Source organism: Thermostichus sp. OS-CIW-31, from assembly GCF_054060305.1.
Genome location: NZ_JBSSDA010000023.1, coordinates 40,627 through 48,235, shown reverse-complemented (window position 1 = coordinate 48,235; position 7,609 = coordinate 40,627). Strand labels below are relative to the sequence as shown.

General features: G+C 60.6%; 6 protein-coding genes and 1 pseudogene. 3 read left to right on the top strand and 4 right to left on the bottom strand.

Annotated features, from left to right (window positions below):
* Positions 1-121: pseudogene (locus tag ACVWY9_RS12275) on the top strand (IS200/IS605 family transposase); the annotation flags it as partial.
* A 211-nt stretch (positions 122-332) separates the two neighbouring features.
* Here the strand turns inward: ACVWY9_RS12275 and rpsD are convergent.
* From rpsD to ACVWY9_RS12260, 3 genes are all read right to left on the bottom strand, one after another.
* Positions 333-944, bottom strand: coding sequence for a 30S ribosomal protein S4 (gene rpsD / locus ACVWY9_RS12270; protein ID WP_011432724.1), 612 nt, complete (start codon positions 942-944; stop codon positions 333-335).
* A gap of 176 nt (positions 945-1,120) precedes the next feature.
* Complete coding sequence (gene gmd, locus ACVWY9_RS12265) at positions 1,121-2,257, bottom strand: GDP-mannose 4,6-dehydratase (protein WP_011432725.1); 1,137 nt, start codon at positions 2,255-2,257, stop codon at positions 1,121-1,123.
* Between the two features lie 132 nt (positions 2,258-2,389).
* Positions 2,390-3,772, bottom strand: coding sequence for a nicotinate phosphoribosyltransferase (locus ACVWY9_RS12260; RefSeq protein ID WP_457388620.1), 1,383 nt, complete (start codon positions 3,770-3,772; stop codon positions 2,390-2,392).
* A gap of 307 nt (positions 3,773-4,079) precedes the next feature.
* On the opposite strand from ACVWY9_RS12260, the gene ACVWY9_RS12255 reads away from it, so the two are divergent.
* Both ACVWY9_RS12255 and ACVWY9_RS12250 read left to right on the top strand, forming a co-directional pair.
* Positions 4,080-5,150, top strand: a complete 1,071-nt coding sequence (locus ACVWY9_RS12255; protein ID WP_457388618.1) for an isochorismatase — start codon at positions 4,080-4,082, stop codon at positions 5,148-5,150.
* Positions 5,151-5,199: 49 nt separating this feature from the next.
* A complete protein-coding gene (locus tag ACVWY9_RS12250) occupies positions 5,200-6,543 on the top strand; it encodes an ATP phosphoribosyltransferase regulatory subunit (protein ID WP_457388616.1) in 1,344 nt (447 codons plus the stop codon).
* On the opposite strand, the gene ACVWY9_RS12245 is transcribed toward ACVWY9_RS12250, so the two are convergent.
* Positions 6,527-7,606, bottom strand: coding sequence for a DNA polymerase III subunit delta' (locus ACVWY9_RS12245; protein WP_457388614.1), 1,080 nt, complete (start codon positions 7,604-7,606; stop codon positions 6,527-6,529). The two genes, ACVWY9_RS12250 and ACVWY9_RS12245, sit on opposite strands and share 17 nt — an antisense overlap.
* Positions 7,607-7,609: the final 3 nt, after the last annotated feature.

The following is a 7,609-nucleotide window of genomic DNA, read 5'->3' as shown; positions in this document are numbered from 1 at the left end:
AATCTACTGGAATGAATCCTACCTTATTGCTTCATGCGGTGGGGTTACCGTCTCGGTTTTAGGCCAGTCCATTGAAAACCAAAGTGTCCCCGCCTCTCATCCCGACCTTCACCCTGGATAGTGGTGAGTGGATAGTGACTAGCCACTAGTCACTAACAGAGGGCAGGGCTTCCCGGCGGTCTAGCTAACGCTACGCATCGCCAACAGGAGCGATGAGCAGGGGAAACGCTACAAAAAACAAACCGTGAAAAATCCCCCGGCCTCAAGGGTGAGGAGAACGTCAAACTGCCCAAAATTCCCCTGCAATTTGCAATGGCCACAAAAGGGGATCCCTAGAGCTTGCGGGAATAGAACTCAACCACCAAAAGCTCGTTGACCGGGGCGCAAATTTGCTCGCGGGGGGGCAATTCCTTGATGCGTCCGCGCAGCTTTTCTTTGTCAAACTCCAGGTAGTCCGGCAAAAACAACCCCGGATACTCCGCGTAGGCGGCCACCAGCTTGCGGGAAGATTCCTTGTTTTTTACCGTAATCACATCCCCCACTTTGCAGCCATAGCTGGGAATGGTTACCTTTTGGCCGTTAACCTCTATGTGGCCGTGGCTCACGAGCTGCCGAGCTGCCGGAATGGTTGGAGCCATGCCCAGACGAAACACGATGCAATCCAACCGCATTTCCAGCATTTGCAGCAAGGCCAAACCGGTGGATCCCTTGGAGCGCCGTGCCTTGCGCATGTAGCGGATCATCTGCCGCTCGCTCAGCCCGTAGTTGAAGCGCACCTTCTGCTTTTCTTCTAAGCGAATGGCATATTCGGATTTTTTCTTGCGCTCGGCGCCATGCATACCGGGCGGGTTGGTATTTTTGGGGCGCTTGCGCGTCAAGCCGGGCAGATCAAGTCCCCCGAAGCGACGAATAATTTTTAGGCGGGGGCCTGTGTAGCGGGACATGCGGGCATTTCTCCGAAATCAGCAAACAAAGTCAGCAAGAGATGGTCAGCTGGGGAGCAAGAGTACAAACCACCAAAAGAATCGGCGATCTACTATATTAAGCGTTTAGTTCCTGCTTTGGACAAGGGGTCAAGGCTGTCTTTTGGGATCCCGTCTCCACCGTTGTATTCACCCTGTCAGTCGTAGTGAACCCCCAGCTGGGTGCGGATGAAAGCGCGATCTTCGCTGAGCAGGCCGTTGAGGGTGCGCCGTTCCCCCAAGATGGGATCCGGATCCAGGCCGATGGCTTCCAAGTCGGCCAGCACCATCAGCTCCACCAACTGCGGGAAGCTCACCTTGGGCTCCCATCCTAGGACTCGCTTGGCTTTTGAAGCATCCCCCAACAGCAGATCCACCTCGGTTGGGCGGTAGTAGCGGGGATCGATCTCGATCAACACTTGGTCTTTGTACAACCCCTGTTCGGCTTGGCCGGAGCCTTTCCAGGTAATCGGCAGGCCCACCAGCGCGAAGGCCCGTTCCACAAACTCGCGCACAGTGTGGGTTTCCCCGGTAGCCAGCACATAGTCATCCGGCTGGGGTTGTTGGAGCATCATCCACATCCCCTCGACGTAGTCTTTGGCGTAGCCCCAGTCCCGCTTGGCATCCAGGTTGCCCAGGTAGAGCTTGTCCTGTTTGCCGGCCACAATGCGGCTGACGGCGCGGGTGATCTTGCGGGTTACAAAGGTTTCCCCTCGCCGTGGGCTTTCGTGGTTGAACAAGATACCGTTGCAGGCGAAGAGGTTGTAGGCTTCGCGGTAGTTGACCGTCTGCCAGTAGCCGTACACCTTGGCACAGGCATAGGGGCTGCGCGGGTAGAAGGGGGTGGTTTCCTTTTGCGGGATCTCCTGCACCAGGCCGAACATCTCCGAGGAGCCTGCCTGGTAAAACTTCACCCGGATCCCGGTGCGCTGCTGATAGTCGCGGATGGCCTCTAGGAGACGCAGGGTACCCATGGCCACTGCATCAACAGTGTATTCCGGCGCATCAAAGCTCACCCGCACGTGGGATTGGGCCCCCAGGTTGTACACTTCCGTCGGCTGCACCTGTTCCAGGATCCTGCGCAGGGTGGTGCCATCCGTGAGATCCCCGTAGTGAAGGAATAGCCTAGCCTGGGGGTCATGGGCATCCACGTAGATGTGGTCGATGCGGTCGGTGTTGAAGGTGCTGGCGCGGCGGATGATGCCGTGAACTTCGTAGTTTTTCTTCAACAACAGCTCGGCCAGATAGGAGCCATCCTGTCCGGTGATGCCGGTAATTAGGGCACGTTGGGTCATAGAGCTGGGGGCAAAGACTAGGAAAACACCAAAAATCAAAATGGCCTGAGGCTCAAGTCCAATGGCAAAACTCAAACCTCAAAGCGGAGACCTTGAAGCTAGAACATTATAGTGCAGCGGGACTCCTTCTCCTCAGGCAGGGCCCGCCGAGGCACATTCCTGGCCAAGGGTGTGGTCTTTCAACCGTTGCAAAGCGGCAGTCAGGGCTGTGGGCCAGGGATCCGGCTGGCGCAGTTGTCGCACTCCCTGGGGCAGGCACAGCACAGAGGCGCGGCTGGTGCGGGCAATGGCTTCCAGATCCGGCAAGGGATCCAGCAGCAGCCCTTTTTCCATAACTTTGCGCAAGAGCGGTTCGTAGCCAGGAGGCGGGGGCTCGTCAGCATGGCCCAACAAGTCTCCTTCAGGGCCGCGAAAGATCTGCTTGCGACCGGGAAGGGTGGCTTTGGCAAAGGAAGCTTTGGCCACTGGGATCCCATTGATTTCCACCAATTTGTACACCCCGTTTACGCCTTCTCCAGTTACCAGGCGGGTGCCCACCCCATAACCGCTGATGGGGGCTTGGGAGCGATGCAGGCGCTCGATCTCGTATTCGTCCAAATCCCCACTGACGAACACCGGGGCGCCTTGAGGCAAAATTTGTTTCACCCGGCGAGAGAGATCTTCCAAATCTCCCGAGTCGATGCGCACCCCGCCGATTTCCCCCTGGGATCCCAGTTGATCTGGGCTTCTGGCCGCAAAGAGCTGGGCTGCTGTGCGCGCCCCTTGGATGGGATCGTAGGTATCGATTAGAAGCGCAGCTTGGGGAAAGTAGCGCCGAAAGGATTGAAAGGCGCGGGTTTCGTCTCCCGAGAGAGCAGCAATGGCCATCACTAGGGAATGGGCCATGGTTCCTGCCGGCTTGCGCCCCAATTTCAGGGCTGCCAAGACGTTGGAGGTGGCATTGAACCCTGCCGCCAGAGCCGCCCGGGCTGCCCACAGCCCCGCCTGGGGACCAAAAGCTCGCCGGGTGCCGAACTCCAACAAAATGGCCTCATCCCCTGCTGCATCTCGCATACGGGCCGCCTTGGTGGCGATCAGGGTCTGGTAGTTAAAGGTGGACAGCAAGTAAGTTTCCACCAGTTGGGCTTGCCAGAGGGGGGCTTCCACCCGCAACAGGGGCTGGTTGGCGAAAATGGCGGTTCCTTCCGGCACCGCCCACACATCCCCCTCAAACCGGCAGCGGGCCAGCAGCTCCCAAAAGCGCTCCGGCGCATCGGCGAAAATGCCCGTTTCCCGCAGCGCTCGCAAAGCCTCGGGGGCGAAGCTCAGTTGCTGCAGATAGTCCACTGCCTGGGTGAGCCCCATGGCGATTAGGTAGCCATAGTCGGTGGGCAGCCGCCGCACAAACAGCTCAAAGGCAGCGGGCTGAGCCTCTAGCCCTTCCCCCACGTAGCAAGCGGCCATGGTGAACTGGTACAGATCGGTTAGCAAGCCATAGTCTTGGGGCTGCAACGACGAGAAATCAGGGCTCAACATGAAAAACCTCGGGGCAGAAGCCAGTGGGGAACGGCGGGATCGAGCAGAGGGCTGTTGCGAAGGTTATAGTGAAACTTACCATAAGTAAGGCTGCTTGTAGGGGTCCACCAGAAGCACCGCAACCCCCGAAAAGCTCGAAAAATCGGTCTCAACAAGACGCCAAATCCAAACTTAGCCGAGAACACAGGCGGCCATCTGGACAAAATCTTGCCCCCAACTTATAGTGAAACCAACCATAAGTGTTACCCGTCCAACTCTATTGAGCGGGTGCAAGCCTGGTCAATCCAGCCCCCACCGGAAGAACGCCATGAATACCACTCTACAGGAGCTAACTGTTAAGGCTCCAGCGGGCCTTCCCCCCCACTTTGATCCGGAGCGGGTGGGAGAGATTTGGCGCGTGCCCTACCAACAGCGGGCAGCAGAAGCCGAGCTCTGGGCCAAGGAGCAAGGGATCCCGCCGGCAGAGGCGGATCAGGTGCGGGTGGGCTTGCTGCTCATTGATGTGCAGAACACCTTTTGCATTCCCGGCTTTGAGTTGTTTGTGGCCGGTTCCAGCGGGTTGGGAGCGGTGGAAGACAATCGCCGGCTTTGTCAGTTCATCTACCGCAATTTGGCCTGCATCACCCAGATTGTTGCCACTCTCGACACCCACACGGCCATGCAGATCTTCCACCCCGTCTTTTGGGTGGACGCGCAGGGAGCCCATCCTGAGCCGGCCACGGCCATTTCGGCAGCCGATATCCGCTGCGGGCGGTGGCGGGTGAACCCGGCTGTAGCCGCCAGCCTGACCCAAGGGGATCTAACCCGGTTGCAGGTCTACGCTCTGCACTACGCCGAGCAGTTGGAGCAGGGGGGAAAATATCCCCTCATCGTCTGGCCCTACCACTCCATGCTGGGGGGGATTGGCCATGCCCTGGTGCCAGCGGTGGAGGAGGCGATTTTCTTTCACAGCATGGCCCGCTGCAGCCAGCCCAGCCTGCAGCTCAAGGGAGCCAATCCCTTAACGGAAAATTATTCCGTGCTTAGCCCGGAGGTTTTGACTGGGCCGGAAGGGGATCCCATCGACGAGAAAAATGAGCCTCTTATCTGCCACCTGCTGCAGTTTGACGCCCTGATCGTGGCTGGCCAAGCCAAAAGCCACTGCGTGGCCTGGACGGTGAGCGACCTGCTGCAAGAGATCCAGGCCACGGATCCCAGCTTGGCCAAGAAAGTCTACCTTCTGGAGGACTGCACCTCGGCGGTGGTGATCCCCGGCGTTGTGGATTTCAGCGAACAGGCGGAGGCCGCTTTCGCCCGCTTTGCGGAAGCAGGAATGCACCGAGTGCGCTCCACGGATCCCATCTGGGAGTGGCCTGAGTTTCCCCGGGATCCCAGCTGACCTCCAACATCCGGTATGATGCAGCAGGATCCTCTGCTGGAGCAGCCCTGTGTACGGTCGCGGTAGCGGTGCGGAGCACTCTCGCGGTAGCGGTGCGGAGCACTTTTGGGATCCCCGCCCTGAGGCCAGTTCCACCGTCTCCAGCAGTCTGCGCCCCCCCAGCGGTGCCCGGGATCTCCTGCCGCGGGAAGTACAACGGCGGGAGAAGCTGGAGGCTCAGCTGACCCGGGTTTTCCGGCGCCATGGCTACCAGCGCATCATCACTCCCACCCTAGAGCGGCTGGAAACGCTGCTGGCGGGGGGATCCATCCGCGCTGAGTCGGTGCTGCAACTGCGGGATGGCGAAGGGACGATGCTGGGGCTGCGCCCCGAGTTCACTGCTTCCATTGTGCGGGCGGCAGCCACCCGTCTAGCCGGTGGGCCTTTGCCGTTGCGGCTCTACTACCACGGCAGCGTTTTTCGCAACAGCCGGCGGGAGGAGGGATCCTACAGTAGCCAGGAGTTTTTTCAGTCCGGAGTGGAGCTGATCGGGGCAGGGGGATGGCTGGCAGATGCCGAGATTCTGCTGCTGCTGGCCGATTGCATTCGCTCGATCGGCATCTCTTCTTGTGTAAACGGGACGGAGGCCGCCTGGACGCTGCTGCTGGGAGATGTCAGCCTCACCGAGAGTTTGCTCAGCGCCGTTGCCCCCACGGCTCAAGCGGCAGTGCGCCGTGCCATTGCCCAGCTCGACTACGTTTACCTGGAATCGGCCCCTCTGCCGGAAGCCGCCCGCCAGATTGGCTTGCAGATTCTGGGGCTGCGGGGCCAGCCCGGCTCAGTTCTTTCTGACCTGGCTCAGTTGCCTGTGCCGCCTGAGCGGCTGCGGGATCTGCGGCAGCTCTGCCAGGTGCTGGAGGAACATGGGGTGCGGGTGGTGCTGGATCTGAGCTTGTTGCAAACCCTGGCCTACTACACCGGTATCGTTTTTCAGGCGGTGGCGAGCGGGGAGGTCATTGCTCTGGGGGGGCGCTACGACCGGCTGTACGCCCTCTACAGCCCTCAGCAGGCCAGTCGCGCTGGCGGCGGCACGGAATCCTCGCAGCCGGGGATTGGCTTTACCCTTCTGCCGGATACGCTGCTGCGGCTCTTGCCCCCCGATCCCCAAACCGAGGAGATGGGCTGCAAACGGTTGGTGGTGCCCCTGGTGCCGGCAGGGATCCCGGCGGCGCTGGCCTTGGCCGCCCGCTGGCGAGAAGAGTGCACCGCACCGCTGACGCGAACGGAGGCGGTGGAGCTGGAATTGCTGGATCGGGCCCCTGAAGAGATCGAAGCCTATGCCCGCCAATGTCGGATCCCGGAGATCGCCTGGGTACAAGCCGACGGCAGCTACCACATCACCCACCCGGGCTAATGCTGGCAAGGTTGACCTCCCAACAGAGACGGGGCTGCACCAGTTGCAACAGGTGTTGGCGAATGCGTTCCAACTGCCGGATGGCGCTCTGCACCCCTGGCGCAAACGGCTGACGGGATCCCTGCGCCCAAAAATGCTGCTGCAAATAATCGATCAGCCACAGTTGTGCCGGCAGCTCCAAACTGGCCACCGCTCTGCCCAATTCCAATGCTTGCTGGAGAGAAGAGTGCCAGGGCCAACGTTTGAGTTCCTCAAGGAGCGACGGCGGGATCTGCTGCAGGTGCTGGTGGGCCAGCAAGGCCAAGCCGGGGCTGCCCTGGGCCAAGGCAATCAGCTCGGATCGAGGGATCCCTGCCAGATCTGGGCAACCCAACCCACTCAGCACCCGGTCGACCTCTTCTGGGCTGAGGCGGCGAAAAGGCACCATCTGGCAGCGGGACAACAGCGTCGGCAACAGCGAGGCCGCCTGGGGGGCGATGAGTATAATATGGGCTGGGCCTGGCTCCTCCAGGGTTTTCAACAAAGCATTGGCAGCGCTTTCCGCCAAGGTTTCGGCTCCCTCCAGCACCACCACCGCTCCCGATCGCGTAAGCGGGACGGAGTCCTTTAGCGGGGCGGAGCCCTTTCGCTGGGCTCGAATCGGCTTGCGGGCACAGAAGCGGGATACCCCCTGCACCTGCTCCAGGCGAATTTGGGGCGGCGAGCGCCGTTGCAAGGTTTGCGCCTCCGGGGAGTCTGCCGCAATTAGGCGGCCTTGGTGCAGGTAGGTGGGGCTGACCCAGTGGAGATCGGGATGGTTGCCCGCCAGCAGCCAACGGCAGTGGGAGCACTTGCCGCAAGGGATCCCGGAGCTGGATTCGCACAAGAGGGCCTGGGCAAACCAACGGGCCATCAGCTTCCGCCCCACCCCTTGGGGGCCCAAGAAGCAGTAGCTGGAAGTCACCCGCCCCTTCTCCAGGGCCGCCACAAGCAGTCGTGCCGCCATCTCCTGCCCGACAATGTGCTGTGGAGGCAAGACCTTCATCCGCTTGACGGTCTCGGCGCTCGGACGGAGTTCTGGCATATC

Coding starts and splice junctions, on each gene's coding strand:
- ACVWY9_RS12260 (WP_457388620.1), bottom strand. CDS start 3,772: ATGTTGAGCCCTGATTTCTCGTCGTTGCAGCCCCAAGACTATGGCTTG.
- gmd (WP_011432725.1), bottom strand. CDS start 2,257: ATGACCCAACGTGCCCTAATTACCGGCATCACCGGACAGGATGGCTCC.
- ACVWY9_RS12255 (WP_457388618.1), top strand. CDS start 4,080: ATGAATACCACTCTACAGGAGCTAACTGTTAAGGCTCCAGCGGGCCTT.
- ACVWY9_RS12245 (WP_457388614.1), bottom strand. CDS start 7,606: ATGCCAGAACTCCGTCCGAGCGCCGAGACCGTCAAGCGGATGAAGGTC.
- rpsD (WP_011432724.1), bottom strand. CDS start 944: ATGTCCCGCTACACAGGCCCCCGCCTAAAAATTATTCGTCGCTTCGGG.